Here is a 26,321-nt window from a genome sequence, read left to right on the forward strand (position 1 = left end):
ATTATTTGCGGTCAAAAAGGGGGGATATGCTCAACGACTACGGGAAAAGTTTGTTTAAACCATGGTGCTCGGTGCAGAACGTTGTGTGGTGTCTTGCGTTGTTTTACATGGGCTGGCTGTTGGTCAGAATCTACGATCTTAAAAATTCTGATGTTGCCAGTTGGGTCCAGGCATTTGGATCTATAGCTGCGATCTTGGGTGCTTTTGCTATTAGCAATCGTCAGGCGACACTACAGCGAGAAAGCGTAGCGGCAGCGGAGCTGAAACGGAAAAACAGATTCAAATCGATTATGTTGCTCTTAGCTGGGAAGCATTTAGATGACATACGACGGCTGAAAAGGGTTGTTCAGGAGGCAAATTATGGTTCGGATCCTTCAGAGGCATTCGAGCCTTACATTAAAAGCGGATACCCCTTGAAGTGGCCTAGCCATCTTGAGGCTCTGAAGAATATCGATATCAATGAGCTTGATGCCAATCACATAAGTGTGCTCATGGACATGCAAGTAGCTGCTCAGTTTGCATTGTCACTTTGTGCTCGACTTGAAGATTGGAAGGCATATGGAGACGATGAAGTGGAAGCTATGGAACGCCTTGAGCGCTTCAGTGATGAAACTCAGGACAACATTCTCTATATCCAGACTGAACCGTGGGACTTTTGATGGAGCTTCAGTCCCCGCAAAAACAATCTATATCTTCGGCGATATAGTCAAAATTGAAATCGGTCTGACGGGATCGTTGCTCTGCAGACCAGCCCATCGTCTTGTAATCGGCTCGATCCTGTCGAAAGACCTGCCGGAATCGCTCTTCAGTGCCTGACCACCAGATCACCCGGGATGGGTCATCCATGATGGTCTTGATCAGCTTGCCTTCGTTTTTTCCAGCAGAGGTCGCAGTTGCCGAAGTCAGAGTCCATTCCCAGATCGAATGGCTGCGCCGTCCAGAACGCACCGACATCCTCCTTGGTGACGCCGGCGGTGTAGGACGGGCACACGTTGTCCCAGCGGGTGCCGCCGCGATCATTGGCAGCCATCATTCGGTGATACCGCTTCGGCTCGTCGTAGCGAATGCCGACAACGCAATCCCACTCGGTGTATCCTAGGGCGCGCATGTGTTTCTCGCCGATCTTCACCTTCAGATACGCGGTGCACATGTTGTTCGAGAAGTTCGGCAGCACCGGAGGCAGGTTCTTTTCGGCCTTCCGGTATGCGGCGTAATACTCGAGCATCATCGTGAAAGGCTCGCCGTTGCGGCTGGCAGTTTCGAAGTCCACCAGCCTGTACCAGGGCGCGTCATCCGGCTGGCCGTACTTGCGGCACCATTCCATCCAGACGATGTTCACGTTCCAGCGCTTCGCAATCTGGTCGATGAAGATCAGCGTTTCCTCGCGCTCTTTGCCGGTGTTCTGGAAGAATAGGTGCACATCAGGCGGGAGGGTGCCGCCGTGTGCTTCGAGGATCTTGTAGACCATGTGCCCGCTGGTGCGACCACCGCTGATGCCGATCTGGGCCGGGCCGGTGATCAGGTAGGGATTCATAATTGCTCCAGACAGCCGATTGCCTCGCCGGCTGGCGTGATACGTTGATATGAGGTGATATGCTGATTAAAAATTGGTAGCTGGGGGCTTAAGCAATGCAAGTAAATATAATCTCTACCTTACGTTGGCTTAATGTAGATGCTGAGCCGGGGATCTACGAAATGATGCCCGGAGTCTCTATCGTCAACGATCGCAAAGTAATCAGGAATCTTCTCGATTCCAAGTTCAAGTATTTTGCCGGGCATATTGAATATGATCACTTGCTCAATGCTGACCACTTAGTAGTATGTATGCCAGAGCACGTTGATGCATGGGAAGGGTATGATCACAGCGAGCCCTTGCTTTATACATGGCTGATATGGCTTTCGATGATTATTGAGGACTCTTGGTTAGTGCAAGATAATGCAATAGGCTGTGAGCTAGCGCATTGTAATTTGAAAAATGATGGCCAGGATTATTGGACTAGTAACGGATTGTACTCAACCCTATCTAAAGCGAATGGCGAAGCTTTAGTGTCTACGACTTTCACCGCGTCACAAATTGAACAGTGGCGGGATGTAAGTTTAGAGTTAAGAAGTCACCTCCATGACAAGGGCTTTACCATTTTCCAATCGCCAGTTTCGAAAAAAGCACGCGGTTTGACCGCTTCCTTAGCTTCATAACGTCAGCGCGAAAAACTCGTTATCCATCCCTGAAAATTGCTCAGATATGCAGTGCTCTAGAAAGCCTTTTTTCAACAAGCACAGGCGAACTAACACATAGGCTATCTGAGCGAGTAGCTCACTTTCTAGGTGGTTCAGCTGAGGAGATGGAAGCTACATACCAATTCATGAAGAAGGCCTATGCGATTCGCTCCCAAGTAACTCACGGATCTCATATAAAACAGTCGGATATCGATGCCTCACCTTCAATAAGCGAAGGGTTGCAGGATATTTGCAGGGAGATTGTATTTAAAGTTCTTCGCGATCCGACTAAGCAGGAGGTTGTTTACGGATCAAATGAACTAATTGAAGATTACTTTAGAAAACAACTATTTGCTTGAGGTGGTGTTACCTATAGCGCGGGGTGTGTATTTCGTCGTCAGGCTCTGGAGGATCGTCGGCGAGCGACTTCATGCCAGCCTCCCTGATCAGTCGCGACACCTTTTCGGTAACTACATATGGTGTCGTGACACTGCGAAGCATCTTGGCCTGGGTTTCGAAGTCGGCGGCGATCAGGTTCATCAGCAGCAGCTGGTAAACCTCCTGCTGGTTGTTGATGCCGTGCGCTGCCATGACCCGCTTGAGGTCTGGCTTGAACACCCGGGCCACCTCAACCGTAAACTTCTCGACGCCCAATGCAGCGTCCTTTGCTGCTGCCTTCTCGCGCTTCCTGCGCTGCTTGATGGCTTCCGCTGTCGGCTGCGGCTCTTCCGCCGTCAGTTCCTGTTCCTCGGCCATGGACTACCTCTTCAATTCCGCTGGCCGGCAAGTCCAACCAGGTCTGTCGTTTGCGTTGTTGGGTGCGAAAACGTCTCACGCTGCGACCTTCACCTGATGCCAGGCGCCGGCGGCGTAGAACAGCTTCGCGGCTTGGGCTTCGTCCATCGATATCTCGTCGGGAATGGCGATCCAGCCCGAGGCGACCAGATGATTCGGGTTCGCGCTGTTGCGCAGCTCCAAGTAGTAATGCTCGATGGCATCTGTCAGGCGCTCGACCTTGTAGATGCCCTCGGGCGAGATCTCCACCGACTTGATGTACTCGGCGCCGCGCTCGTCGCGACACATGGCGGCGATGTAGATCGTCCAGCGATACGAGAAATCGAATATCGCGTTGGCGATCGCCAGACTGCGGATCTGCTTGCAGCTCTTCCAGCTCGCCATGATCTGGCTGCCGCTGGGATCGATGTTCACGACCGCGACAAGGTTGGTGCGCAGCAGCGCCCGGCAACTGCGCTCAGCCCGGGCGAAACCGTTTGTTGGGTTTGCGTTTCGACTTCATAGCGAGTCCGCCATTTTGCGCAGCGCCTTCCGTTCGGCGGCCGATATTGGCTTCGGGCGCCGCTTGAGGACCGTTTCAGGGTCTATTTTGTTAGAGCGCGGAGGCTTTGGCTTCATGCGGGCGGTTGGCAGCTCTTTGAAGCTGGCGCCGGGCCGCGTCCAGAAGTCAGCCATCGCAGCGGCGATTTCATCCGACTTAGTCTGTTTTGCGCGAACTGCGTTGAGGTTGAGGCTGATCATGCTCAGGCTCCTAATCGATGCGCTTGTGCCCGCGCTTTATCCGCTACTTCGTCAACCATCCGGCCTAGCTCCAGGTTGAACTGGACCAGCTCTTGATGAAGCATCGCGATGTACTCGTCGTCGCGCTTAATGGTCTCGATGTACAGGCGGCAGTCTTCATCTTGTCGCGGATCGAACGACAGGAAATCCCACCATTCCCGGCCCGTGACGAACATGCAGCCCTGAACCTGCGGCTTGTGTTCGTCGGGCATTCCTTCGAGCCAGGTACGGACGTGGACGGCCTCATTGAAAGGGCACTTCGACTCAATGCCGCCGTCTTCGCCAATCAAACCGTCCGGCGAGCAGCCCAGCCAGTCGTATTTTGGGTGAACCACCAAGCCCGACTTGATGACGGTGTTGCCGGTCAGAATTTCGTAATAGTCGTGACTCGACTGCTCAACCTCGGTACCCCACGCCATCGACTTGCTGCTGACCGAATGCTTCGATCGGTTGGCCAAGCGCTCGAAGGCAAGCTCGCGCATGTAAGTGGTGCGGGCCGCGAGCGGCTTGCGCTTCCCGTGCTTGTCGCGATCCCCCCAAGCAATCACATCCTTGAACCTGCTTGCCGTTAGGCGCCCGCTGCGGTCTTGATGCCACTGCTCGGTGCGCTGAAGGTCTATTGAGGCGTTCATTGCTCGCCGCCTTGCACATCGTCGTTCGCATTTCCGTTTGAGCTTTCGTTGAGGGTTGTGAACTCTGCCTCAATTGTCTGTGCAATCGACTTCAGCTCACCGTGACGTGTCACGCCAATAGCGCCGCGCTGCTGCGGCTTCAACGCCTTCCAGGCCTTTTCGTAGCCATCAATTCCTTGTTCTTGAGCGATCTTTTTCAGCTGCTCGAAAAGGTCAGTTGTTGCGTCAGTTGTGTCGCCCTGAGGAACCGACGCAGCTCCCACATCAGCTGGCTTTTCGTTGGCAGATCGTGGTGTAACATCCGTTTCCGGAAGCGCGTAGCCGTCGTCCAGCTCGTCACGGGTGTACACGCCTAGAATCACGTCGGGGCAATACAGGCGTGCCCATTTTTTCAGTGCCAGGTATGCGATCTGCTGCTTCGGATCGTCCGCCCAGAGCGTGGAGTTTCGGGTTCGAGCCTGAGTCATCAAGGTGGTCAATTCGCGGGGAGCGTCTTCGCCAACGAACGTCGCCCAAACGCGGACGCCGAGGCCCTTCTCGTCGTTGATATTCCAGTTTGGGACTCGGTATTTCTTCGGCTGCCCGTGATCATCCGTTTGCTTTTTGCTTTCGATTTCACGGAAGTTGCCAATGATCTTGTCCCAGTCGCCAAACCACTCGTAATGGATTCGATCAAGGGTCGGCGCTCGCGTGGTAATCACCGCGTTGACGAGCTGTGCTTCATAGCTGAGCTGGCCGCCGTTGACGATGAATGTCTTCTGCGCCACCTGGAAGGGGTTCATGCCCCATTGCATGGACTGCATGATCACTGCCATGCAGTCGGCAGTGTTGCCGTGAAAATGCTTCGGCAGGGTGGTTTTGCCGCCTGCCATGATGCCCGCGAGCTCAGTCATCGACTGCATGCTGTCGCGATTGAGGATCAGGCCCGTCGGGCTGGTGTCCATTGGTACAGTAGCGATCTGGGTTTGAGCGTTCATTCCTAACTCCATAGCCGACGACTTTGGCCGGCCTCCGGGTTGATTTCAGGGTTTTTAGAACGACAGGGCGCGCAGCCAGGCCGATGCCTCGTCATTGGTGACGCAGAAGGCCATGGCCACGACCTCGACCACTTCGCCGGCGCTCGGCATGTTCGAGTCAGCAACTTCGTCAGCCACTGGAACCGGATCAACTCGCACTGCATCTGCCGGCGCTGTGTCGGTAACGGCGGGTGCTGTGATGACGTTTGCAGCCGAAGCGGGTGCTGCAGCCAGTGCGCGCAAGCGAGCCAACTCTTCTTGGTCACGCTGATACTGCGCATCGCGTTCGCGCTGCTGGCGCTGCTGTTCTTCTTGCTGCTCACGTTGCTGGCGTTGTTGCGCTTCCATATCGCGGCGCTGCTGGTCGAGCTCATCCTGCTGCTTCTTCAAGCGCAGGCGATCTTCCTCGGCGCGCTGCTTGCGCAACTCCTCTGCTTCCGCATCGGCGATGCGTTGCTTCTCACGCAGTTCATCCAGCTCTTTTTGTTGGGCCAGCAGCTTGGCTGCCGCCTCTTCGCGGTCAACAGCAGCCCTTTGCAGTGCTTCAAGCTGATCAATAGCGTTGTCGCGGGCAATGGTGGCTTCCGCTTCGAACTCGGCGTATTCGTCTGGCAGGATTACCGACTCTTTGACGCTCAGAAGCACGTTGGCAACATCGGCAGCGCTACGGCTTGCATATGCAGCGGCGACTGAGCTGAATCGGGTGATTTTTGCTCGGATGGCTTCGATGCGCTCAGCTTCGATGCGCTCGCGTTCGGCCTTGGCGTCAGCTGCGCGCTTTTCTTCGGTCTTGATGGCTTCGTCGACAGGCGCTTCGATCGCTAGTACGCGATCCTTCAACGCCTCACCGAATTCCTTCACTTGGTTGACGCGAGCCTGGGCGTCTTTAACCGCCTGTTGATAGGGAATCAGCGCCGTTTTCGTGGTATTGGCCAAGGCGTAGCGGACATCGCGAATATCCACGCGAACTTCCTCGCGTTCGCCAAGCCCTCACTTGTAGAGCAGTCGACAACGAGGTTCGCGTAGGTCGTTTCCAAGCGGACGATTTGTTCTTCATGCGGCCGATATTCGGCGATATCGGTGACAGCTACTTTTGGCGCTCCAGCGGTCATTTCGATGGACTCTTGCAAAGGTGCTTGTTGGGCTTTTGCGGACATGACGGTTCCTTGCCGCGCCGAGCGCAGCTTGTGGTGGTGTTGTTTATTGAGTGATGCGATCGGCGAGAGCGCTGAGCAGCATCAGGAAGGTGTAAATCGAGAGGACTCGAAACGAGCCGCGCCGAATCAGAGTGCGCCGAGCGCGCTGAAGGCTGGTCATCGGAATACGTGGTAGGTGGTGGAGCGCGGAACCTGGCAAGTGCCCGAGCCGTCTTTCACGATGCCGTAGGCGCCGGCACCGGCAATCAAGATCACAACGAGAAACCAGTACAAGAGATTCATGGCCGAGCCCTCACCGCGATGCGTCCGCCTTTCATTGTCACCGACAGGCGCTGCGGGAGGCTGTCGACCAGATCCTCGCGCTTGCGACCGATCACTTCGTTGAAGGGCAGGCCGAAGCCGAGGATCGCGATGCGGCGCTCGATATCGTCGAACTGCTCATCGACCAGCGATTTCACCAAAGGGGTTGTCATGCTGCAGCTCCTTGCGAGGCGGTGGCGTTGTAGGTGGCGTAGATCTGGTCGATGCGAGCGCGGTAGTGACGGTGCTCGCTGTCGTCGATGGCACGAAGCATGAAGGCCAGGGTGATGCAGGATGTCGCGGCGGCGCTGGCGTTGGGCTTGCCGAGGTCGCGGATCATGTTGCTGATCTCGCCTTCGATCCAGGTCACCGCTGTTTGATGGTCACGCTGCTGGATGTTCATTTGAGCCCCAGAATTCGCCGTAGGCGACCACCGCTGCCGCGACTCGCTTGGCCCGCGCCTTGCGGTCGACGAGCTCTTGAGCTGCCATCAGCGCCTGACGCTGTGTGAGTTTTTGCGCCACGGCTTCGTAGTCGTGGAAGTCTTCAACCTGCGGCGCTTTCGGGCGCCCCCAGTCGTCGTAGCGCCTATCCCACTCTCGGGCCTGCGCACTGTCTGCATAGCTGGTTGCCATGGTCGCCTCCGTGGTGGCGGGTGTTGATCCAACAAAACTCGGATGCACTCATCCGCTCCGCTGGTTGCCGTTGGGCGCGGAGGAGTGCATTCGGGATTGGTCGGAGGGAGGGTGGCCCGGTCTCGCTGCTGGCGACAGACCGGGTTTGCAGCGTCAAGTTGTCTTCGTGCGCTGGGGTGGCCTACCTCATTCGGCCGATGCGCGGTGACATCGACGGCCTACTGTCCGCTGCCTGTTCATGGAGTCTCGAGTGAATACTGCAGGCTTTCTTCGCTACCCAAGTTGAAGCATTCGTCTATTTCATGGTGGTCATCCTCCAATGCGCGCCGTTGGCATCTTGGCGGGCGCTCGCCGGTCTCTGGTGTTACTGCATGCAGGTGGGCGGTTATAGGCCGCAGCTTCGTCCGCATCGGGGTGTGATCTGGCCGGGGCTCACCCGGCATTCGGCGGAAGGGTGGCCCTATAGGCAACCGGTTGGCACATCCGCTGCCCGAGGCTTAGCTTCAGATCACACCCCGATGCGCTCTCATAGAGAGGATCGGGCAGTTAACGACAGGCTGTCGTGGCGCTGGTTGTTCAGTCGTCGTCGCCGGCTTCGATCATCTTTTCGATGTCGGCAGAGGCCGGCTTCTTCCAGTTTTTGATCTGCCCTGTCTCCAGATCGATGTTCAACATCAGGTAGTCGCCGTAGTGCTCGCCCGGGAAAAAATCCGGGACATAGCCGGTATAGGCGGCCACCTCATCGCCCTGCGCGTCGTGAAGCGTTACGCATACCTGATCACGAACCTTCATACAGGTGCGCAACTCGGTCACGTCGACCTGCACCGTCTTTTGCTGGTTGATTTGCATGCTGCTGTCTCCGTTTGATTTCCCGTCTGGCCCTGTCGCCAAGGCCAGCCAGTGAAATCGTCACGCAGCAGCTTTGCAGTCAGCCGCCGTCATTCGATGGCCGTCTTCGCACTCAATGACGCGCACGCCGCTGGTGAGTCCGCGCTCAGTGTTGAGCCTGTTCGCCTCTCGTATGCAGGCGGCCAGGCTCTCGTCGGCAAACACCTGCAGCTCACCCCGCCCGGTGATGTGAATGACTTTGTTCATCGTCACGCCCTCGTTTCATGCAACCTGTTCGAGAACTTTCCGGCTGAAGGCCTGAATGTTCATGTGCGCCTTGACCGTCATTTCATGGCGCTGTTTGAGGTGGCTTCGCATCGCGAGGTCTGCCATGTCGGCAGGATCAGCCTCAAGTGCTGCGATCGCTTCATCGACGCCGCCGAACCACTTTTCCAGAAGCCTTGCGCAGGAAGCGGCGGCTTCGTTGACTACCTCATCACTTGCTTCGAACGCTGAATTGCTCATCGTCTTTCTCCGTTGATTTCCAATGCCGCCTCATCGAAGCGGCATCAGTAAATCTTTGGTCTTTCTCCGCACCCGCTTACCAGGTCATTCACTCAGTTCGGTCAACACCTCGTCCGCCGTCGCAGTGGGCTGCGCGTGGGCAGGCTTTCGGGCCTGTCGGATCGCCGGTCGCCGGTAGAGGCAAGTGCGGTTTTGTTCATCGGTTTACTGACCTCCCACCGATGTAGCCGGGAGTGACCTAACCGGACTGGCCGGGTAGTCGTTCATGGCGCTGGTTGTTAAAGAGCGGCGGGTCTGTCGAGGCCCTTCGCAGTGGCTGTGTGTCGCTGCGATGAGTGAAATATAGGCACTCCCATATTTTGTGTCAATGGGTATACCCATAAAAGTTTCTGCTCCCATATTTTTGCGCGTAAAAAGCCTGCGCTTGGCACGCTTCATGTAACGTTGATGCTACTTAAACGGTCTGCTGCTCCAAGTCAGAACCGCAATAGCGGCATTTCTTGGCGGCGGCCTTGATGGTTTCCGCGCAGAAGGGGCAGTCTTTCATTTCTGATACGGGCTCAGGTGCCCGTTGTGTCGATTCCGGAAAATCACTTGCCCTTGCGAACTCTATGGGGGTAGGCCTGCTCAAAGCCCAGATAAAAGCAGCGACCCAGCCGATAAAGGTCCAGCCAGCGAGAAGATTTAGCGCGAATATCGGCGTGGCCTTGGGATGTTCCCCGACAGCGCAGATAGCAGGGTAGAAGTACAGCGCGATCGCACAAGGGAAGAAGACGATACTTGCGACCAGTGCAAAGCTGTTGGTGCCGCTCCCGATCAGGTAGCTGACCAGGCAAACAATTCCGAGCAGAATCAGGCCTACGATCTTCATTGGTTCCCTCCATCAGTTAAGCTCAGACTTTACCATTCGTGACTGTGCGCCACCATTGGCGTGAGGGAAGGGCAGGCATGAAAAAGCCCGGCGCTGGGCCGGGCTTGAAGGTTAGCTAAGGTCAAGAGTTCTTAGCCTTCCGCTTGCGGAATTAACTCCATCTCTTGCTGGCCACCGAATCTCGTCGAGAAGCGCGCTTCGTACTCAGAAGCTGACGATGATGATTCCGCCATTTCTAAAATTCGGCCCATGTGCATTCTGAGTGCACGAGCTCCTATCTCGTTTAAAAATTGGAATAGTTTTTTCTTGCCAGGGTCTTTGTCACGCAAGGCTCTGAGAAGATCCAAAATCCTTCCACTACTTTGCGCAAGAGGATAGTAAATGTGTCGTCGAGTAAGGTGCATCAATTTCCAAGGCTTGCCGCGAACAGGAATAGGGATCTTGTACAAACGATGCCATGCAAGATAAAGCTCATTTGGGAATTCCTGCTCGTACTTGCGGGCTTCATCCTGAACAAATGCTTTGAAAGCCTGGATGATCTCGTCGACCTCCGGCTGATAGCCTGCAAGTGCATAAACTAGGTTGGTGATGCCACTCTTAGCTGAGGCATTTACGATGATACGAGCTTGTATTGCGAGATGAGCCTGTGTTTTGGACAGCTTATTATCGGAGTCCGCTTGTAATATCGCGTTGCATACGTCAATTAGCACATCTGCGCTGTAGCCGCGAATGGTGACTTCAAGCTGGTTGGCACCAGGGTAAATCCATTTAAATTCAACAGGATGAGTGATTTTGTGAAGCAGTTCAGCACCAACGTAAGGTGCCAGACTTTTCCTGCTCATCATCCGCTCGAAATCGTTCCCCCCAGGATTCTTAGCCCCTAATGCGGCGGCTATTCCCCGCTGAGTCATTACTGCAGTCTTATTTTCGTCACCCAAAACGTAGCATTCAGCGTCAACGCCAAAGTGCTGCAAAAAATTACCTTTATGAATAGCTTTTAATCCCCAGCGTGCGGCCGCTGCTTTCTTGGCTATAGCGCTCCTGGCAGTTTTGGGTAGGGAAGCTGCCCGAGCATTCCCGCCTGCAGCTTTGGATTTATTCTTCTCGGACATGCAAGCATCCTCTCATAGTGATGCTTGCATGATGCTCCTAAAAATATGCGAATTGCAAGCATAAAAAAGCGCCATGCTTGCGAGCTGACGCTTTTTAAATCTACCTGTATGGTTAACCTCACGTTAGCATACAAGGCTCGCACATCGCTTCCAGCCTTCAACTCATTCGTCCGTCATAGAAGTGATTGAGCAGCATCAGCTCTACAACAGCTGCGAAAACGGCCGGCACGATAAAGCCAGGACTGAAAACACGCTTGCGAGCCGATGAGCCTCCACCCATCCATCTAATGCCTGTTTCGCTAGCTGTCAGTATGAGGAAAGCCACGCAGAAACAAGCCCAGACCTTTCCCCAGACGCTAAGATATTTCCATCTGCTCATCTCTGTTCTTCCGAATGCTATATCCAGTGTGTCAGCTCGCCCGCTGTATGACCTGGTAACTACGGCTAAGAATCATGGTACAGAAACATTCCTTCCTCGCCGGATTCGTTTGAAGCCGTCAGAGCTCGAGCTGCAAGCGCCGTGGTTTCATGATGGTCGAAATCATAGCGCGGAGGCATGACTAATACGCTAGTCCACCAAGGCTCTCCGTCGATCAGCAGGGAAGCTCGTGACACTGCAGATCATCCTCATCAGATCTCGGACCGAGCGCAATTCGAAGTGAACTTGTGAGGATTGAAGCCCCAGGGCGATTGTGATGGTTAGCCACCACACATCCATAAGCCTTCAAAACGCTGACAATCCGATCTAGATCTGACTCATCATTCAAAACGGCCACAACCGGCATATCGCCCTCCTTTGCAATGCTGATAAAAGTTCCTCGCCCGACGTCGCAGCGGCTCTAATAGAGGAGTTCAGCCTATCTGGAATACATCGCCCACCAGAACACATGCCCCAGAATCGAGATCTGCTGCTCTTGGATCTGCTGGAACGTGTAGTCCTCGTCCGGATGCTCATCGCGGTTGAAGCTACGCAGGCGAATTCCGATCGGGATGCGGTAGACCTGCTTCACGCGAAGCTGGCCATTGTGGTTTATGGCGTACATCTCGCCGTCGACGATATCGCTCAGGAGTTTTTCCCCACGTTCACGCCTACAGTGGCGCCGTCGCGCAGTACAGGCATCATGCTGTTTCCGCCGACCTTCACGCACTTCGCGTTGCTGAACTGAACGCCGTTGTGGCGCAGATCCTTCTTGTTGAAGCGGAGTCGCGAGTTTGCGTTTTCCTCAATCGCAAACCTGCCAGATCCCGCCGCCAGCTCTACTTCATGAAGGAAGGGGACATAGACCTCGTCGTCATCGAGTGGGGTTTCGTCGTCCCAAGTTTCGATGGTGCCAAGTTTCACGCTGGGCTGGATGCGTTCAGCCTGATGATCAGGCACACCCTTGAGCATGTCACCGACACCTTCAGCCAGCCACATCGGGGACACGCCACATACAGAGGCGATCTGAGCTGCGAAGGCGGTAGCCTTCGATTTCCCCTCTCCAAATCGGAGATCGAGGTTTGCGTGAGTCCAGCGCGCTCAGCAAGCTCAGTCTGATTGAGCTTGGCGTGGCGGCGGGCGGTTTTGAGTCGGTCTTTGAATTCCATCCGCGAAGTATTACGGGCGCTCCCATACCCTTGCAAATCGGTATTCCCATAACCTATTATATGGGCATTCCCGTATGGAGGGGCATCATGAACGCAATTTACAAGGGCCTCGTTGACTACTTCGGCACCCAGGAGGCCACCGCCGAAAAGCTCAAGGTTGATCAAAGCACCGTTTCCGGTTGGGTTCGGGGAAGCACGGCATGTCTCCGGTTATTGCCAAGCGAGCGGAGGCGCTGACCGAAGGTGCTTTCAAAAAGAAAAGCTGTGTCCGTCGTTTCCTTGGGCCGAGATGGCCGCCTAAGCGACATCCCTGTCCGCCAATCCGTTGAAGCCAGATTAGAAGAGAGCAGTCCCCATGCAAACGTCCAGTTCCAGACACCCCGTACAAACCCGTGATCAGGTGCTGGTCGCCCATGCTGCAAACCAGATCGCGCGCACGAGCCTGAGCCAAGACGACTTCGCCCAGACACTGAGCCGCGAGCTGCACCTGTCGTGCCCGGAAAAGGCCGCCGCCAAAGAGGTCCCGGACTTCGCGGCGCTGACTACACAGAACGACGTGGCCGAGTTCGTCAAGGCAACCGGCCGCTGGCTCAAGCGTGTTCAGCGCTGGCTATCTGGTGATCAGGAAATGCCGTCATGGCTGGAAGAGGCCTGGGTGAATGCTCTGGAACCTGAGTTCCGCGACAACTGTATCAACGAGCTGGCCGGCCGCCATGGCTTGATCGGCGCCCGCCAGATGCAAAGCGACCAATGCGCCAACAAAAGCTTCGGTGCGTTAATCCGCGCACTGGGCGACGTGATTAATACCGGCAGCGAAGTCTTTGACGACCAGGTGATGTGCGAGGAGGACCTTCCGCACCTGCCGGCGTTCGCCGAGCAATGCCGTCAGGTTGAAGCGCGGGCAGGGAGCTTGGCCGGAAGGCTGAAGCGCTGATCGCAAAACACCGACCGAATCTGAAGATCGCCTGATTTTCCGCGCATGCGCGGAAATCCTGAGTTCACCACCAAAAAGGGGTCTTTGGGTTCGCACTCTCAAGTAGCAGCCCCAGAAAGCCCAGGCACAAAAAAGCCGACGGTCGAGGTCGGCTGATTCGTAAACTAGAGAGGCCCGATTATGCAGAGCCAACCCAATTCAAGCAATACCCCCAAAAGTGTCGCGAGAAGTTTTTCGAATTCTGAAAACGTGTCGCGTACCACGATGTCCTCCCGCGAGATCGCTAACGTCACCGGCAAGCGGCACGCCAACGTGAAACGTGACATCGCTGCGATGCTGAAAGAATTGAAATTAGATGTACTCAGTTTTGAGCACATCTATCTGGACGGTCAAAACCGGGAGCAGGTGGAATACATGCTCGACCGCGAACACACCGACTGCCTGCTCACCGGCTACAGCGCCCCGATGCGCATGAAGGTGATTCGCCGTTGGTGGGAGCTGGAGCAGCAGCAGGGCGCCCGCGAGCAGGTTCTGCTCAATGGCACCAAGGTCGTCGGCGAGATCGCCATCATGGAGTGCTTCACGCGCCTGCTGAAGCCCGCGCCATCTTGCCAGATGGCCATGCTCACGAAGATCGCCCAGAACAACGGTCTTGACCCGAAGTTTCTCCCAGGCTACGCCGTCGACGCCGCGCCAGATGCTACCGGCGGATCCTCGATGCCCACCAAGTCAGCCACGGCCTTGCTGAAAGACAACGGCATCCGTGTGTCTCCCGCTGCGTTCAACCGCGCACTGGAAACCAAGGGCTTTCTGAAGAAACTCCAGCGCAAGAACTCCAAACAGGAAATGGTTCCGTTCTGGTCGGTGACCGAGAAGGGCATGACCTACGGCAAGAATTTGACCACCCCTCAATCCCCACGCGAGACGCAGCCTCACTGGTACGTCGATCGCTTCCTCGAACTGGCCAAACTGGTCGGGAAGGCCTGATATGCAATTCACCGTCACGATCAATCAGGTGAAGGCGTTGGAGTGGGGGCTGAATTCTCAGCAGGCCCTGCTGTTCGCCTTCGTCTACGGCTGCCCGAGCTGGACCAAGCCAATCAAGACTGACGACGGGATCTTCTTCGCGCTGAGCAAGGCCAAGATCATCGAGGAGCTGCCGCTGCTCACTGACAAGCCAGACACTGCTTACCGCATGCTGAAGGCCCTGGAAGAGGCCGGTCTGATTGAGCTTTCCAGCACTTCGAACATCACCCTGTTTCGTCTGACCGAGAAGGCGATCGAGTGGAATCAGAAACTGGATGGGTCGGAAAAATATCCGACCCCACCAAAGAACGAAGGTCGGAAAAAATCCGATCTACCTCGGAAAAAATCCGAGCAAGGTCGGAGAAAAATCCGAACAAGGGTCGGAAAAATCTCCGACAAATCAGGATACCAATCATCAGGGTACCAATCAGGATACCAGTCAGGACTTGCAAGGCAGCCCGGACAAGCCGGCCCGCAATCTGGTTCTGGTGGTTGATCGCACCGACGCGCCACGGGTCGAGATTCCCGCTGACATGCCGGGCCCAAAGACCAGTCCTGCAAAACCTTCAAGGTCTGGGCGAACTACGCCATGGCCTACCGCAAGCGCTACAGCACCTGGCCGGTATGGAACGCCAAGGTCGGTGGCCAGCTGGGCCAACTGGTCGACCGCCTCGGCGCCGATGTCGCTCACCACGTCGCTGCCCACTTCCTGAAAACCAGCGATGCCGCCGTTCTGCGCAAATGCCACAGCCTCAACGAGCTGCTGGCCAACGCCGAGAGCTACCACACCCAGTGGGTTACGGGGCAGCGCATCAACGGAACAACCGCGCGCCAGATGGAGCGCACCGAAGCGAACGTCTGCGCTGCCGAGCAAGCCGCGCAAATGGTCTTGGCCAAGCGCCAAGCAGGGAGCGCAATGAGTACCTTTGAAATGAACGACCAGCAGGTTGCCGGGCTCGCTGCAGCGATCTGCGCCACCGCTGAGGCCATGGGTCAGGAAATGAACCCAGGCACCGCGGCGATCATGGCCGAAGATCTCTGTGCCTACCCAGTACCGGTTGTGAAGGCCGCTCTGAAGGCCTGTCGCTTTGAGGTGAAGGGCAAGTTGGCAATGGCTGACATTCTTCAGCGGGTTCAGATTGCCGACGGCCGGCCGGGAAAGGACGAGGCCTGGGCGATCGCGATGACCACCAACGATGAATTCGAAACCGTGGTGCTGACGGACGAAATTCAGCTCGCGCTGGCAGCCGCGAAACCTGTCCTCGATGCCGGCGACAAGGTCGGTGCGCGCATGGCATTCAACAGTGCTTACGAGCGTCTGGTGGGGCAGGCCCGGGAGGACAGCAAGGAAGTGAACTGGCATGTGTCGGTCGGCTTCGACGCCAACCGCCGCACACAGGCGATCGCCAAGGCCGTGCAGATGCAGCGAATCCCTCAGGAGCGCGCTCAGCAGTACCTGGCCGACTTGAGTGTCGTGCCGGTCACTGAAGACGGTCGGGCCGTCGTTGCGCTGCTCACCGGTGAGGTTGCAAGGCCGTCGCCAAAGCTACGCGAGAGGCTCGCCGCGGTGAAGGATTCGATGCTTTCCATGCGCCAAGCATCAGCCGAGGAAAAAACAGAAATGCGAATTCAGGCAGCCAATGAGCTGGCGGATCGCCGGGCGCTGCTCATTCAGCAGGCCGAACAATTGGAAGCAAGGAGTGCGGCTCAATGAGTATCGATAAACAAAAACTCCAGAAGCTGCTGTGGGCAGAAGCCGCGTCGTACCGTGCCGACTGTGCAGACTGGAAGCGCAACACCGAGGCTCTGCAGGACTTCCTCGGGGAAAAGACCGTGGAGGAGGTGGCGCTGGAGCTGCTGGCCGAGAACAACCGGCTTGGGCAAATCGAGTACGCATTTTCGGAGTGGATCGAGAAAACCGATTGGGTGCAGTCCACCGTGCAAGCGTCCGAACTTGGCCGCCATCGCGCGGATGTGCTGCGCACACGGATCGACCAGTTCAAGGCCGAGAACGAGGCGCTGCGCAAAGCCATCGCCGACGTCGACGGCGCGCTGGAGCGTGAATACTGGAGCGAGTACGCCGGGCTTGAAGAAGCTCGCTCCATCCTTGACGCGGCCATTGGCAAGGCGGCTCAGGCATGACTGACAAGATCAGCGTTAACTGCCAGGCCAAGCTCTCCGAAGCCATCACACGGCTCAGCGCCATGTTCCGCGACAAGAAGTTCGTCGTGGTATCGCTGCGCCCGGGCAAGGACCGCACGCTAGACCAGAACCGGCTGTGGTTCGCAATGTACAAGCGCATCGCGGAAATGACCCAGATCGGTGATGAGGCTGAAGCCCGGCGCTACTGCAAGCTGCACATCGGCGTGCAGATCCTTCTGAACGAGGATGCCGGGTTTCAGGCTGAGTGGTACCGGGTGATGCGTCATCTGCCATACGAAACGAAGCTGGACATGATGGGCGAGTGCCATTTGTTCGGCCCGGATGGCTTCCCCGTGACCAGTCTGTTCAATCGTTCCCAGGGCATTGCCTACACCGATCGCATCGTCGCGCGCTTCGCACCGCAGGGCGTGTACTTCGATGATTTGCTGAGCCAGGAGGCCGCATGACAATTGAACGGAAGCAGCCCAAACCGAAGAAATGCCGAGTCGCTACTTGCAGGGCCTCATTTGTCCCGTCGCGGATGGGGCAGGCGGTTTGCAGTCCGGCCTGCGCGGCGATTGATGCACCGCGCCACATGGAAAAAGCCCGCAAGGCTATCGCCCAGCGCGATCGCCGCGAGATCCAGGTACGCAAGGAGAAGCTGAAGAGCAGGGCGGATCACCTGCGCGAAGCCCAGGCCGCCGTGAACGAGTACGTCCGCCTGCGTGACGCGCAGCTGCCGTGCATCAGCTGCGACTCGATGCCGAACGACAACGACCTGATGACCGGCAGTCGCTGGGACGCTGGCCACTATCGATCTGTCGGCGCCTGTCCTGAGCTGCGTTTCGAGCCGCTGAACATCCACCGCCAGTGCGTGAAGTGCAACCGCAACCTGTCCGGTAACGCGGTCGAGTACCGCATCCGGTTGGTGCAGCGCATCGGCGCCGAAACAGTGGCTTGGCTCGAAGGGGCTCATGAGCCCCGCAAGTACACCGTCGAAGAAATCAAAACCATCAAGGCCGAATACCGGGCCAAGACCCGAGAACTGAAGAGGGCTGCAGCATGACCTATCGCAACGTAATTTCCGCCGTGGTCCGCGCGCTGGCTGCGGAGACAATCAGCTCCGCCGGGGCTGCGACTTCGAGCCCAGGGTGCAATGCGCCAAGCAGAAAGGGGAGATCGTCGGCAAGGAAGCCGCGCGGCTCCAAGACTGCTGGGTGTTCGGCCGTCTGCACAAGTCGCTCACGCCGGCGCACTGGCGTGCATTGGTAGCGAAATACTCGACGCACGAAGAGCGCAAGCACAGCGCGATACTCGAGCTGCTGAGTTCTGTGAAGTCGCCGGCACCGCAACGGTTTCGTGAGTGTGCCGTGCTGACCTGGGCAATACCGCAGGTTGGTGGCACTGACGGTAAGCGCTCGTCTGCAGTCTTGCCTTCAGCCTGGTACGACATCACCAACTGGGATAACGACGGCAAGCCGGAGTCGACCCGGTACCGGTGGAGATCTTCGATCCGAAAGGCGCTGGACGACCAAGTGAATGAGGCACTCACAGCGGCGCAGGAACTGCTCGATGCGGAGGGCTTGATCGAAAGTTGCGCTGCGTAGCAAAAAACCATTGCAATGAGTGAGAAAGTGAGAGAGCATTTACCCATCCTGTCGATCTTGCGCGTAACGGATTGACACAGCAAACCCGGCCACTGTGCCGGGTTTTTTGCTCTTGAAATTCATCGCGCTAACCATATATACGGTGCCATCACCTAACTATGGATGGTCAAGATGCGACACCTCAGAAGCCGCCTCATCAGTATTCTTCAAGATCCTCACACTACCTTTTTGCCGGACGAAGAAGCTGCGTTTTTAGCTCGTGTACAGCTTTCGAACGGAAGCAAATACGATGACTTCCATGAGCGCATGGCCGAGCAAGGGTTTTCTCAGACCATCAAAAGTATAAGCGGGGAAACGAAGCAGCTTCCCGATGCAACGTATTTCATATCTGGCCTACCAGATAAAACCCGTGCTGAAGTTGTATTCGATCGAGCCAAGAAAGCGGTTGAAAAGCACAAGAAGCTATCGGACCAGATGAATATCCAAGAACACATCATTGTGGTTAAGGCTTCGGACGCCTGGTTTGATCTTGAAGATTATGAAGAAAAACCAGATTGAGACAGTCAAGTCGAAGATACCCGGCCAAGTGCCGGGTTTTTATTGCCTTGAATTTACCTGTAGCCAGGGCAGCCTTCGGGAAGGCCTGGGCGTCGATAGCCGGATAGTGCTACGTACGGAGTCAACACGTGCAGCCCGCTCACCCTGACCTCAAACTTGCTTTCAGGGTGCCGCAAGACAGATCGGCGCTGGGATTGTTTTTGGCCGACAGCTCGGAAAGACGAGCGCGCCTATTCATGGCCTTAAAATCCTTCTTTTCGAAAGTTTGATCGCCCGCCTGATCATTACTTATCGTCAATACGCCATTCGAAATGGAATACGTTGTTGAAGCGTCACCTTCGGAGTATCTGGTTCGCCACCTTCCCCATTCTCCGGTGTCATCCATGAACGCTGACCATATAACGCGATCCTCGGACACTTCGCAGCGATATCGGAAGGCGTCCCCATCCGGTCGACGGTAGGAAATTTCCGGGGTTGATCCTGCGCTTTTTGTTTTCATCGTTTTCGTAGGTCGGCCCATCTCCACCGAGATTGCGGCCTTGCAGATGTCGGCGCTTGAGAAGTCAGCGGCCTGTGCCGCGACTGATAGTCCGAGTGATGCAAGTAGTGCCAGCGATATTGTTATTTTCATGCCCTTGTCCTTGGGTTGGTGACGAGAAAGTCTAGTCGGTCTGATTCGCGTCGATGCGTGCGCAGATGACTTTCTGTAGGCGCAATGCCATCATCAATTTTTTTGAGCAGAAGGGAATCGCTATGGTTGGCCTGATCCATGGTTTTGCAGCATCAGATTGGATTCGAGCGCGCGACACTGCACGTGCAATCCTCATCAAGCAAGCGAGGCGACCCAACCCATTTATCGCTTACTCGGACTTGGTTGCTCAGCTTCCGATCGCTCTTGAGGCGCATGATCCTCGGCTTAGCGCTCTACTGGATGAGATATCGACGTCTGAGTACGACCAAGGCAGAGGCTTTTTGACCGCGCTGGTGGTTCACAAAAATGGCTCTGTGATTCCAGGGCCTGGTTTTTTTGAAATGGCGCGGAAGAATGGTAGGGAATTTGATGACAGCGACCGCTTTTTCATTGATGCCTACACTGAAGTGACTAACTACTGGAAAGCCAATCGTCAAGAGAATTAGTGCGTTATTGATTTGACTTTTAGTTCATGAGCCTCGGCATTTGCCGGGGCTTTTTCGTTTTCGGCTCCCCACACCCATTGCCCCGAGCTGGGAGTGCAGCGGACGCCGGATTTATCAATCTCCCCGAGTGGGAGGCAACCCGGATGCCAAACATGCCTGACAAGCCAGACACATGGGCCAAGATCTGGCTGGCGTTGAGCAATCCGCTCTGGCAGGGCGTGATCATGTCCATCACCGTATCGTTGCTTCGAGTCATGTACGACGCGAAGGAAACCAGTAAGCGCCGGATTGTGTTCGAGGCGCTGATCTGTGGATCGCTGAGCTTGGTCGCGTCCAGCATTATCGAGTGGATGGCCTGGCCTTCCAGCCTGTCGGTCGCTGCCGGTGGCACGATCGGCTTCCTCGGCGTGACAGCCATTCGCGAGCTGGTGACCCGCTTCCTCGGTCGCAAGGCGGATGCCGCATGAAGGCCTTCGCTGCTGCAATCATCATCGCCCTGGTCGGCCTGCTCCTCATTGGGATTCAGCAGTCGCGCGTCGTCGCCCTTCGCGGGGAGGTGGCATTCGAAGCCAGCGAGAAGAAGAAGGCGGTCGATGCCAACCTCGAAAGCCAAGCCACGATCACCACCCTGCGCGCCGAAGCCCAGCGCAACGCCGATTACCAGAAAGACTTGAACAAGCGGTTACAGGCCAGCCAGGCCAAAGCCAGAAAGGCGGAGAAGAACTTTGAAGAACTCAAGCGCAACAGCAAGCCTGTTCGTGATTGGGCTGCTCAGCCTCTGCCTGACGGCCTGCGCGGGAAAGCCGGCGGTGGTAACAAAGACAGCGGCGGTAAGAGTCGAGTCCCCTGAGCTGGTACCCTGTGAGCGGGTAGCGGATGAAGACCTCGCCGACAACGGCCAGCTGTGGGAGCTGAAGAACCAAGCCATCAACCTGCTCGACACCTGTGCAGATCAGGTGGACGCGCAGATCAAGCGCAGTCAGAGCAAGTAGGTCGCGACACGTTTCGCGAGAGTGCAAATTGTGTCGCGACACTAGCACTTACTGACTGTTTGCCCAATTGATTGCGGCTGTGGTAGCGAATCCATAGCCTTTGCTTAGTACTTCGCTGGCCAAGTCTTTGAGTTTCGATGTCGCACCGTCTTTCACAGCTGCTGCTAGCGTTCCTCCAAGTGTTTCTCCGCCGAGGCTCGAGGGTGTTGCCTTCAGAATTTCGAGCGCTTTGGCAGTGAGTGTGCATCTCTCAAATGTGTAGGCATACGCAGAGTCTTGCCGAGAAACGATGTAGCCCGCCTCTATGAGCCATTCGATTGTGTTAGTAAAAAAATCAAAGACTTCTCCTCCGGCATAGATGCTCGCCGGATCCATCGCCATGTTTGGACTTAAGATTTCGTCGAACTCCATCACGTTTAGGTCAAGAGTGATTGGGAAGCTGTTGTAAAGCCGGGAGAAGACGACCCCTGTTAGCTGATCGAATCGTTCGATATTGGATTCCGACACCTTTCTGTCCTCTGAGGTCGACAATGAAAGCACTTCATAACCGGCATTCAGTCTTCATTACAAGTGCAAGGTGAGCTATGAGCAGGCCAATGCCGCCGGAGTCGCTGCTCGAACTGTCTGAGCTTTCCAGCTTCGGTATTCGCCTGATCCCTGCGCCAGAAGTGTGGGAGTGGCTCCAATCCGAAATCCTTGCCGACACCGGCAGCATCCACAACGAAGACCATGCCCATCTGATCGATGCCGACGTGAGAGTCATGTGGGCGTCTGCCGCCTTCACGAAAAAGGGTCGCACGGTAGTAGGTCAGGCCGAGCAGGTAGCATTCCGCGCGGGTGGTTGGCAGAAAGCCCGGATGGAGCAGCAGATGCTGGATTGGTTCGGCGACGTGCCGGCCTACATCATTACCCTGGCTGCTGACTACTGTGCCCAGTGCTCCGATGCTGACTTCTGCGCACTGGTAGAACATGAGCTGTACCACATCGCTCAGGCGACCGATCAGTACGGCGCACCCAAGTTCACCCAGGAAGGATTGCCCAAGCTTGAGATGCGCGGACACGACGTTGAAGAGTTCGTCGGTGTGGTGCGTCGGTACGGGGCGAGTCCTCAAGTGCAAGAGCTGGTGGACGCTGCAAACACTCCTGCTGAGGTGGGGAAATTGAACATATCGAGGGCCTGCGGAACCTGTCTGCTCAAGTCGGCCTGATTCTGGACAGGCTCTGGACGGATGAAAATCTATGGCAGCCCTTCAAAACGACGTGAAGGCCTTTATCGTTCAGGCCTTGGCGTGCTTCGACACGCCTTCACAGGTTGTTGAAGCCGTCCAAAAGGAATACGGGATATCGGTGACTCGCCAGCAGGTGGAAACACACGACCCCACGAAGACATCAGGGAAAGGCTTGGCCAAGCGCTGGGTGACGATGTTTGAAGATGCCCGGAAACGCTTCCGCGAAGAGACCGCAGAGATCCCGATCGCCAACCGAGCGTTCCGGCTTAGGGCCATGAACCGTTTTGTCGAGCGGGCCGAGACGATGAAGAACATCGGTCTTGCCATGCAGATCCTCGAGCAGGCGGCTAAGGAAGTCGGCGACGTCTACGTCAATCGCCACCGGAAGGATGAGCCAGACGATGAGCCGGCGATCCCAACGCGCATTCAGGTCGACGTAGTGGACGCGAGGAAGCCGAATGCCGAGCCTTAACGTTCCGCAGTCGCAGTTCCTCCTCTTGCCCCACAAGTTTCGCGCATTCGTTGCTGGCTTCGGCTCGGGGAAGACCTGGGTCGGATGCTCGGCTTTGAGCAAGCATTTCATGGAGTGGCCGGGCGTAAATGCTGGTTACTTCGCACCGACCTACCCGCAGATTCGGGACATCTTCTATCCCACCATGGAGGAGGTGGCATACGACTGGGGGCTGAAGACCAAGATCAACCAGGCGAACCATGAGGTTCACATCTACAGCGGCCGGCAGTATCGCGGCACTGTGATTTGCCGGTCGATGGAGAAACCGCAAACCATCGTCGGCTTCAAGATCGGTCACGCGCTGGTCGACGAACTGGATGTGCTGACGTCGATCAAGGCTCAGCAGGCGTGGCGCAAGATCATTGCCCGGATGCGTTATAACCTGCCCGGGTTGAAAAACGGCGTCGACGTGACAACGACGCCGGAAGGCTTCAAGTTCGTATTCCTCCAGTTCGTGAAGCAGTTGCGCGACAAGCCAGCGCTGAAGGAAATGTATGGCCTGATCCAAGCCAGTACTTTCGACAACGAACTGAACCTGCCTGACGACTACATCGCCTCGCTGATGGAGTCATATCCTGAGCAACTGATCCGCGCGTACCTGAACGGCCAGTTCGTCAACCTGACGTCCGGGTCGATCTATCACGCCTACGACCGAAAGCTGAACCAGTGTTTCGACACTGTGCAGCCCGGCGAGCCGTTGTTCATCGGCATGGACTTCAACGTCGGCAAGATGGCTGCGATCACCCACGTCAAACGTGATCAGGGGCTGCCGCGCGCCGTGGACGAGTTGATGGATGGCTACGACACGCCGGACATGATCCGCCGGATCAAAGAAAGGTATTGGGAGCACACTGGCAACGATTACAAGAAGACCTGCGAGATCCGGATCTACCCGGACGCCTCCGGCGATTCGCGTAAGTCGGTCAATGCCAGCGTCACCGATATCGCCATGCTCAAGCAGGCAGGCTTCACGGTCATCGCGCCGGCGGCAAACCCACCTGTGAAGGATCGGATCAACGCTATGAACGCCATGTTCTGCAACGCGCAGGGCGAGCGGCGTTACCTGGTGAACCCGTTTACATGCCCGACCTACGCCGACGGCTTAGAACAGCAGATCTGGGCGCCCAACGGCGAGCCGGACAAGAGCCAAGGAAACGACCACGCCAACGACGGCGGCGGTTACTTCATTCACCGCGAGTACCCGATCATCAAACCGGTCACCGCTATCAAAATGGGATACGCCCGATGAGCAACGACGTCTCCTTCAAGCGGGCGGAATACGTGGCAGTGCTGGATCGTTGGGCAACCGTCCGCGACGTATGCGCGGGCCAGCACCGGGTCGTCGATCGGCTGCCGTACATCAATGCACACGACAAGTCGCCGGAGAATCAGGACCGGAATCGAGCCTATCGCGAGCGCGCTGTGTTTAAGAACGCCACTGGCCATACCAGGAATGGTTTGCTCGGTCTGGCTTTCCACAAGGACCCGACCCTGGTTGTTGCGAAGAAGCTGGAGTATTTGCAGGACAATGCCAACGGCTCCGGTGTCAGCATCTACCAGCACTCGCAAGGCACGCTGGAAAAGGTGCTTGAGGCTGGACGGCACGGCCTGTACGTCGACTATCACCAAGACGACGGCATCGGCGGGCATGCTGTGATCCTCACCTACTGCGCCGAGGAGATCATCAACTGGCGCACTGGCATGGTGAACGGTCACAGCGTGCTGACGCTGGTGGTGCTTAAGGAGTCTCCCGAAATCCCAGATGGCTTCGGTTTCAAGACGGTCGAGCAGTACCGGGAACTGGCACTGGAAGAAGACGGGTTCGTGTGCAGGGTCTGGCGCCGCGCAGGTCCTGAGAATGGCGGGCCTCTGGCGGTGACTGAGGAATTCCGGCCTTCGGGCGCTGGCGGCCGGCTGAAGGAGATTCCATTCACCTTTGTCGGCGCACAGAACAACGACCCGAGCATTGACGAGTCGCCACTGTACGACATTGCAATGATCAATCTGGGCCACTACCGGAACAGCGCTGACTATGAGGACAGCGTCTTCTGGTGTGGCCAAGCCCAGCCTTGGATTTCCGGCCTGGATGAGCAATGGCGCGACTGGATGGAGAACAACGGCGTCTACGTCGGTTCCCGGGCGCCCATGATGCTGCCAGTAGGAGGTGCCTTCGGTTATGCCCAGCCACTGCCGAACACGCTGGTGAAGGAGGCCATGGCTGACAAGAATCAGATGATGATCGAGCTGGGCGCACGCATGGTCGTGGCTTCTCTCTCGTCAAAGACGGCGACCGAAGCACGTGGTGATCAGTCTGCATCGACGTCGGTGCTCGCCGGCTGCGTGGCCAACGTCAGCGAGGCCTATACCCGGGCGATCATGTGGTGCTGCACTTACATGGGCGTCGACGATGCAAAGGTTGCCTACCAGATCAATCAGGAATTCGTGGAGCTGACGGCAGATCCGCAAATGATCACCGCGCTGGTTGGACTCTGGCAAAACGGTGGATTCGCCAAAGCGGATCTTCGGGCATACCTGCGCAAGTTGGGCTTGATTGCGCCTGAGCGTACGGACCACCAGATCGATGGCGAGCTTGCAGAGCAGGGCGACGGCTTGGGCCTGGACGATGAGGACAAAGTAGATGGCGGCAAACCAAGCAATCCTTGACGCTACGATTCGGCACGCTGTCTTCCTCGAAAAACTGAAGGTTGGGGAGGTCGGCAAGTTCGCCCCCTTCCTGAAGGAGATCGACCGCTCTATTCGCGACAGGCTCACCCAGTCGGACTTGACCGAGTACAACGTGAAGCGGTTGGAGGCGCTGCTGAAGGAGGTCGACAGTCTCCTGCTGGGCGTCTTCGACCGCTACAGCGGGCAGCTAAACCTCGACCTAATCGACATCGCCAATTACGAGGCTGAGTTTGAAGCGTCGAGCCTGGTCCGGTCAGCGCCGGTTGGTGTCTCGTTGGATGTTGTGGCGCCGACGGCAGCAGCTATTCGCACCGCGGTGCTGACCAACCCGCTCAGTGTGCGCGGCACCGGTGGCGGCAAGCTGCTGAAGTCGTTTATCAAGGGCTGGACCAGTGCTGAGCGAGAGCGCGTCACCGGCGCGATCCGGCAGGGCTTCTTTGAAGGACAAACGAACTTCCAGATCATCCGCAACATCCGCGGTACGAAGTCCGCCGGCTACAAGGACGGGATTCTCGCCACCACCAACCGGAATGCCAGCACGGTCGTGCACACCGCGATACAGCATGTGTCGTCTCAGGCGCGCATGGAGGTGGCCAATGCCAACATTGACATCGTGTCTGAAGTCGAAATGGTCGCCACGCTGGACAGCAAGACCAGCCAGCAGTGCCGGTCGATGGACAAGCGACGGTTTCCGGTCGATTCAGGGCCGAGGCCCCCGTTTCACCCGAATTGCCGTACGACTTTTGTCCTGCTGACAAAGCTTAGCGAAATGTTCGCCAAAGGCGCTACCCGGGCTTCGGTGGGCGCAGATGGAGCAGGGCAGGTCAGTGCGAGCCTCGACTATTACCACTGGCTTCAACAACAGCCTGCGTCGTTCCAAGATGTGGCAATCGGGCCGGTGCGGGCAAAGCTGTTTCGCGAGGGCGGTTTGAGCGTCGAGCGCTTCGCAGAACTGCAGCTTGATCGAAACTTCGCTCCGCTGACCTTGGCCCAAATGAAAGGGCTTGAGCCTCTGGCATTCGAGCGTGCGGGAATCTGATATAGG

The 26,321-nt window shown here is 56.6% G+C and carries 37 protein-coding genes and 4 pseudogenes; 22 read left to right on the forward strand and 19 right to left on the reverse strand.

Annotation, left to right across the window (positions count from 1 at the left end; all coding sequences use genetic code 11):
- The first annotated feature begins 26 nt into the window (after nucleotides 1-26).
- A complete protein-coding gene (locus LJU32_16890) occupies nucleotides 27-659 on the forward strand; it encodes a hypothetical protein (protein WKV87402.1) in 633 nt (210 codons plus the stop codon).
- A gap of 179 nt (nucleotides 660-838) precedes the next feature.
- On the opposite strand, the gene LJU32_16895 is transcribed toward LJU32_16890, so the two are convergent.
- Nucleotides 839-1,534 (reverse strand): hypothetical protein, encoded by a 696-nt coding sequence (locus LJU32_16895; protein WKV87403.1) that lies wholly within the window; start codon nucleotides 1,532-1,534, stop codon nucleotides 839-841.
- A gap of 95 nt (nucleotides 1,535-1,629) precedes the next feature.
- On the opposite strand from LJU32_16895, the gene LJU32_16900 reads away from it, so the two are divergent.
- Complete coding sequence (locus LJU32_16900) at nucleotides 1,630-2,196, forward strand: hypothetical protein (GenBank protein WKV87404.1); 567 nt, start codon at nucleotides 1,630-1,632, stop codon at nucleotides 2,194-2,196.
- Nucleotides 2,145-2,576, forward strand: a complete 432-nt coding sequence (locus LJU32_16905; protein ID WKV91130.1) for a hypothetical protein — start codon at nucleotides 2,145-2,147, stop codon at nucleotides 2,574-2,576. The genes LJU32_16900 and LJU32_16905 overlap by 52 nt, the downstream gene beginning before the upstream one ends.
- Before the next feature lie 7 nt (nucleotides 2,577-2,583).
- Here the strand turns inward: LJU32_16905 and LJU32_16910 are convergent, their stop codons facing one another.
- From LJU32_16910 to LJU32_16985, 16 genes and pseudogenes are all read right to left on the reverse strand, one after another.
- Entirely contained in the window at nucleotides 2,584-2,973 is a 390-nt protein-coding gene (locus LJU32_16910; GenBank protein WKV87405.1) for a hypothetical protein, read from the reverse strand.
- 75 nt (nucleotides 2,974-3,048) lie between these two features.
- On the reverse strand, nucleotides 3,049-3,426 hold the full coding sequence (locus LJU32_16915; protein WKV87406.1) for a hypothetical protein: 378 nt from the start codon (nucleotides 3,424-3,426) through the stop codon (nucleotides 3,049-3,051).
- A gap of 84 nt (nucleotides 3,427-3,510) precedes the next feature.
- Nucleotides 3,511-3,753 (reverse strand): hypothetical protein, encoded by a 243-nt coding sequence (locus LJU32_16920; protein WKV87407.1) that lies wholly within the window; start codon nucleotides 3,751-3,753, stop codon nucleotides 3,511-3,513.
- 2 nt (nucleotides 3,754-3,755) lie between these two features.
- Nucleotides 3,756-4,424 (reverse strand): YqaJ viral recombinase family protein, encoded by a 669-nt coding sequence (locus LJU32_16925; protein WKV87408.1) that lies wholly within the window; start codon nucleotides 4,422-4,424, stop codon nucleotides 3,756-3,758.
- On the reverse strand, nucleotides 4,421-5,401 hold the full coding sequence (locus LJU32_16930) for a recombinase RecT (GenBank protein WKV87409.1): 981 nt from the start codon (nucleotides 5,399-5,401) through the stop codon (nucleotides 4,421-4,423). Before LJU32_16930 ends, LJU32_16925 begins: the two co-directional genes overlap by 4 nt.
- Before the next feature lie 54 nt (nucleotides 5,402-5,455).
- Complete coding sequence (locus LJU32_16935; protein WKV87410.1) at nucleotides 5,456-6,403, reverse strand: hypothetical protein; 948 nt, start codon at nucleotides 6,401-6,403, stop codon at nucleotides 5,456-5,458.
- 472 nt (nucleotides 6,404-6,875) lie between these two features.
- Nucleotides 6,876-7,070, reverse strand: a complete 195-nt coding sequence (locus LJU32_16940) for a hypothetical protein (GenBank protein ID WKV87411.1) — start codon at nucleotides 7,068-7,070, stop codon at nucleotides 6,876-6,878.
- On the reverse strand, nucleotides 7,067-7,300 hold the full coding sequence (locus tag LJU32_16945; protein ID WKV87412.1) for a hypothetical protein: 234 nt from the start codon (nucleotides 7,298-7,300) through the stop codon (nucleotides 7,067-7,069). Before LJU32_16945 ends, LJU32_16940 begins: the two co-directional genes overlap by 4 nt.
- Entirely contained in the window at nucleotides 7,281-7,532 is a 252-nt protein-coding gene (locus tag LJU32_16950; protein ID WKV87413.1) for a hypothetical protein, read from the reverse strand. The genes LJU32_16945 and LJU32_16950 overlap by 20 nt, the downstream gene beginning before the upstream one ends.
- 576 nt (nucleotides 7,533-8,108) lie before the next feature.
- A complete protein-coding gene (locus LJU32_16955) occupies nucleotides 8,109-8,381 on the reverse strand; it encodes a hypothetical protein (protein WKV87414.1) in 273 nt (90 codons plus the stop codon).
- Between the two features lie 60 nt (nucleotides 8,382-8,441).
- Nucleotides 8,442-8,627 carry a hypothetical protein gene (locus LJU32_16960; GenBank protein WKV87415.1) on the reverse strand — a complete coding sequence of 62 codons (186 nt, stop codon included), beginning with the start codon at nucleotides 8,625-8,627 and terminating at the stop codon, nucleotides 8,442-8,444.
- A 15-nt stretch (nucleotides 8,628-8,642) separates the two neighbouring features.
- On the reverse strand, nucleotides 8,643-8,885 hold the full coding sequence (locus LJU32_16965) for a hypothetical protein (GenBank protein ID WKV87416.1): 243 nt from the start codon (nucleotides 8,883-8,885) through the stop codon (nucleotides 8,643-8,645).
- Nucleotides 8,886-9,339: 454 nt separating this feature from the next.
- Complete coding sequence (locus LJU32_16970) at nucleotides 9,340-9,756, reverse strand: superinfection immunity protein (GenBank protein ID WKV87417.1); 417 nt, start codon at nucleotides 9,754-9,756, stop codon at nucleotides 9,340-9,342.
- Between the two features lie 131 nt (nucleotides 9,757-9,887).
- On the reverse strand, nucleotides 9,888-10,868 hold the full coding sequence (locus LJU32_16975; GenBank protein WKV87418.1) for a P63C domain-containing protein: 981 nt from the start codon (nucleotides 10,866-10,868) through the stop codon (nucleotides 9,888-9,890).
- A gap of 157 nt (nucleotides 10,869-11,025) precedes the next feature.
- Complete coding sequence (locus LJU32_16980; protein ID WKV87419.1) at nucleotides 11,026-11,247, reverse strand: hypothetical protein; 222 nt, start codon at nucleotides 11,245-11,247, stop codon at nucleotides 11,026-11,028.
- A gap of 478 nt (nucleotides 11,248-11,725) precedes the next feature.
- Nucleotides 11,726-12,455, reverse strand: a pseudogene (locus LJU32_16985) (helix-turn-helix transcriptional regulator).
- 87 nt (nucleotides 12,456-12,542) lie between these two features.
- Here LJU32_16985 and LJU32_16990 point away from each other — a divergent pair.
- From LJU32_16990 to LJU32_17035, 10 genes and pseudogenes are all read left to right on the forward strand, one after another.
- Nucleotides 12,543-12,756: pseudogene (locus tag LJU32_16990) on the forward strand (helix-turn-helix domain-containing protein).
- A gap of 54 nt (nucleotides 12,757-12,810) precedes the next feature.
- On the forward strand, nucleotides 12,811-13,389 hold the full coding sequence (locus LJU32_16995) for a hypothetical protein (protein WKV87420.1): 579 nt from the start codon (nucleotides 12,811-12,813) through the stop codon (nucleotides 13,387-13,389).
- Nucleotides 13,390-13,653: 264 nt separating this feature from the next.
- Nucleotides 13,654-14,376 carry a Rha family transcriptional regulator gene (locus LJU32_17000; protein ID WKV91131.1) on the forward strand — a complete coding sequence of 241 codons (723 nt, stop codon included), beginning with the start codon at nucleotides 13,654-13,656 and terminating at the stop codon, nucleotides 14,374-14,376.
- A 1-nt stretch (nucleotide 14,377) separates the two neighbouring features.
- Nucleotides 14,378-15,345: pseudogene (locus tag LJU32_17005) on the forward strand (phage replication protein).
- A complete protein-coding gene (locus LJU32_17010; GenBank protein WKV87421.1) occupies nucleotides 15,332-16,129 on the forward strand; it encodes a hypothetical protein in 798 nt (265 codons plus the stop codon). The pseudogene LJU32_17005 and the gene LJU32_17010 overlap by 14 nt, the downstream one beginning before the upstream one ends.
- Entirely contained in the window at nucleotides 16,126-16,557 is a 432-nt protein-coding gene (locus LJU32_17015; GenBank protein ID WKV87422.1) for a hypothetical protein, read from the forward strand. The genes LJU32_17010 and LJU32_17015 overlap by 4 nt, the downstream gene beginning before the upstream one ends.
- Entirely contained in the window at nucleotides 16,554-17,024 is a 471-nt protein-coding gene (locus LJU32_17020) for a hypothetical protein (GenBank protein ID WKV87423.1), read from the forward strand. Before LJU32_17015 ends, LJU32_17020 begins: the two co-directional genes overlap by 4 nt.
- Nucleotides 17,021-17,623 (forward strand): recombination protein NinG, encoded by a 603-nt coding sequence (locus tag LJU32_17025; protein WKV87424.1) that lies wholly within the window; start codon nucleotides 17,021-17,023, stop codon nucleotides 17,621-17,623. The genes LJU32_17020 and LJU32_17025 overlap by 4 nt, the downstream gene beginning before the upstream one ends.
- Nucleotides 17,620-18,164 (forward strand): annotated as a pseudogene (locus LJU32_17030) (hypothetical protein). The gene LJU32_17025 and the pseudogene LJU32_17030 overlap by 4 nt, the downstream one beginning before the upstream one ends.
- Nucleotides 18,165-18,335: 171 nt before the next feature.
- The gene (locus LJU32_17035) at nucleotides 18,336-18,722 is read left to right on the forward strand and encodes a hypothetical protein (GenBank protein WKV87425.1); all 387 of its coding nucleotides are present in this window, start codon (nucleotides 18,336-18,338) and stop codon (nucleotides 18,720-18,722) included.
- Between the two features lie 139 nt (nucleotides 18,723-18,861).
- Here the strand turns inward: LJU32_17035 and LJU32_17040 are convergent, their stop codons facing one another.
- Nucleotides 18,862-19,353, reverse strand: a complete 492-nt coding sequence (locus LJU32_17040) for a hypothetical protein (GenBank protein WKV87426.1) — start codon at nucleotides 19,351-19,353, stop codon at nucleotides 18,862-18,864.
- A 53-nt stretch (nucleotides 19,354-19,406) separates the two neighbouring features.
- Between LJU32_17040 and LJU32_17045 the strand changes: the two genes are divergently transcribed.
- The 4 genes from LJU32_17045 (at nucleotide 19,407) to lysC (ending at nucleotide 20,851) form a co-directional block, all read left to right on the forward strand.
- Nucleotides 19,407-19,859 carry a hypothetical protein gene (locus LJU32_17045; protein WKV87427.1) on the forward strand — a complete coding sequence of 151 codons (453 nt, stop codon included), beginning with the start codon at nucleotides 19,407-19,409 and terminating at the stop codon, nucleotides 19,857-19,859.
- A gap of 152 nt (nucleotides 19,860-20,011) precedes the next feature.
- Complete coding sequence (locus tag LJU32_17050; protein WKV87428.1) at nucleotides 20,012-20,326, forward strand: phage holin, lambda family; 315 nt, start codon at nucleotides 20,012-20,014, stop codon at nucleotides 20,324-20,326.
- Nucleotides 20,323-20,709, forward strand: a complete 387-nt coding sequence (locus tag LJU32_17055; protein ID WKV87429.1) for a hypothetical protein — start codon at nucleotides 20,323-20,325, stop codon at nucleotides 20,707-20,709. The genes LJU32_17050 and LJU32_17055 overlap by 4 nt, the downstream gene beginning before the upstream one ends.
- Complete coding sequence (lysC, locus tag LJU32_17060; GenBank protein WKV87430.1) at nucleotides 20,618-20,851, forward strand: Rz1-like lysis system protein LysC; 234 nt, start codon at nucleotides 20,618-20,620, stop codon at nucleotides 20,849-20,851. The genes LJU32_17055 and lysC overlap by 92 nt, the downstream gene beginning before the upstream one ends.
- Before the next feature lie 48 nt (nucleotides 20,852-20,899).
- Here lysC and LJU32_17065 read toward each other — a convergent pair whose 3' ends face one another.
- On the reverse strand, nucleotides 20,900-21,358 hold the full coding sequence (locus LJU32_17065; GenBank protein WKV87431.1) for a hypothetical protein: 459 nt from the start codon (nucleotides 21,356-21,358) through the stop codon (nucleotides 20,900-20,902).
- A gap of 77 nt (nucleotides 21,359-21,435) precedes the next feature.
- On the opposite strand from LJU32_17065, the gene LJU32_17070 reads away from it, so the two are divergent.
- From LJU32_17070 to LJU32_17090, 5 genes are read left to right on the forward strand one after another with little or no spacing between them, the layout of a single operon-like run.
- Complete coding sequence (locus LJU32_17070) at nucleotides 21,436-22,059, forward strand: hypothetical protein (GenBank protein WKV87432.1); 624 nt, start codon at nucleotides 21,436-21,438, stop codon at nucleotides 22,057-22,059.
- 31 nt (nucleotides 22,060-22,090) lie between these two features.
- Nucleotides 22,091-22,552 carry a DUF2280 domain-containing protein gene (locus LJU32_17075; GenBank protein ID WKV87433.1) on the forward strand — a complete coding sequence of 154 codons (462 nt, stop codon included), beginning with the start codon at nucleotides 22,091-22,093 and terminating at the stop codon, nucleotides 22,550-22,552.
- Nucleotides 22,539-23,840 carry a terminase large subunit gene (locus LJU32_17080; protein WKV87434.1) on the forward strand — a complete coding sequence of 434 codons (1,302 nt, stop codon included), beginning with the start codon at nucleotides 22,539-22,541 and terminating at the stop codon, nucleotides 23,838-23,840. Before LJU32_17075 ends, LJU32_17080 begins: the two co-directional genes overlap by 14 nt.
- Nucleotides 23,837-25,255 (forward strand): DUF4055 domain-containing protein, encoded by a 1,419-nt coding sequence (locus LJU32_17085; GenBank protein WKV87435.1) that lies wholly within the window; start codon nucleotides 23,837-23,839, stop codon nucleotides 25,253-25,255. Before LJU32_17080 ends, LJU32_17085 begins: the two co-directional genes overlap by 4 nt.
- A complete protein-coding gene (locus LJU32_17090) occupies nucleotides 25,230-26,315 on the forward strand; it encodes a phage head morphogenesis protein (GenBank protein WKV87436.1) in 1,086 nt (361 codons plus the stop codon). Before LJU32_17085 ends, LJU32_17090 begins: the two co-directional genes overlap by 26 nt.
- Nucleotides 26,316-26,321: the final 6 nt, after the last annotated feature.

The sequence above is a fragment of the Pseudomonas sp. B21_DOA genome (assembly GCA_030544685.1).
GTDB lineage: Bacteria > Pseudomonadota > Gammaproteobacteria > Pseudomonadales > Pseudomonadaceae > Aquipseudomonas > Aquipseudomonas fluorescens_AO.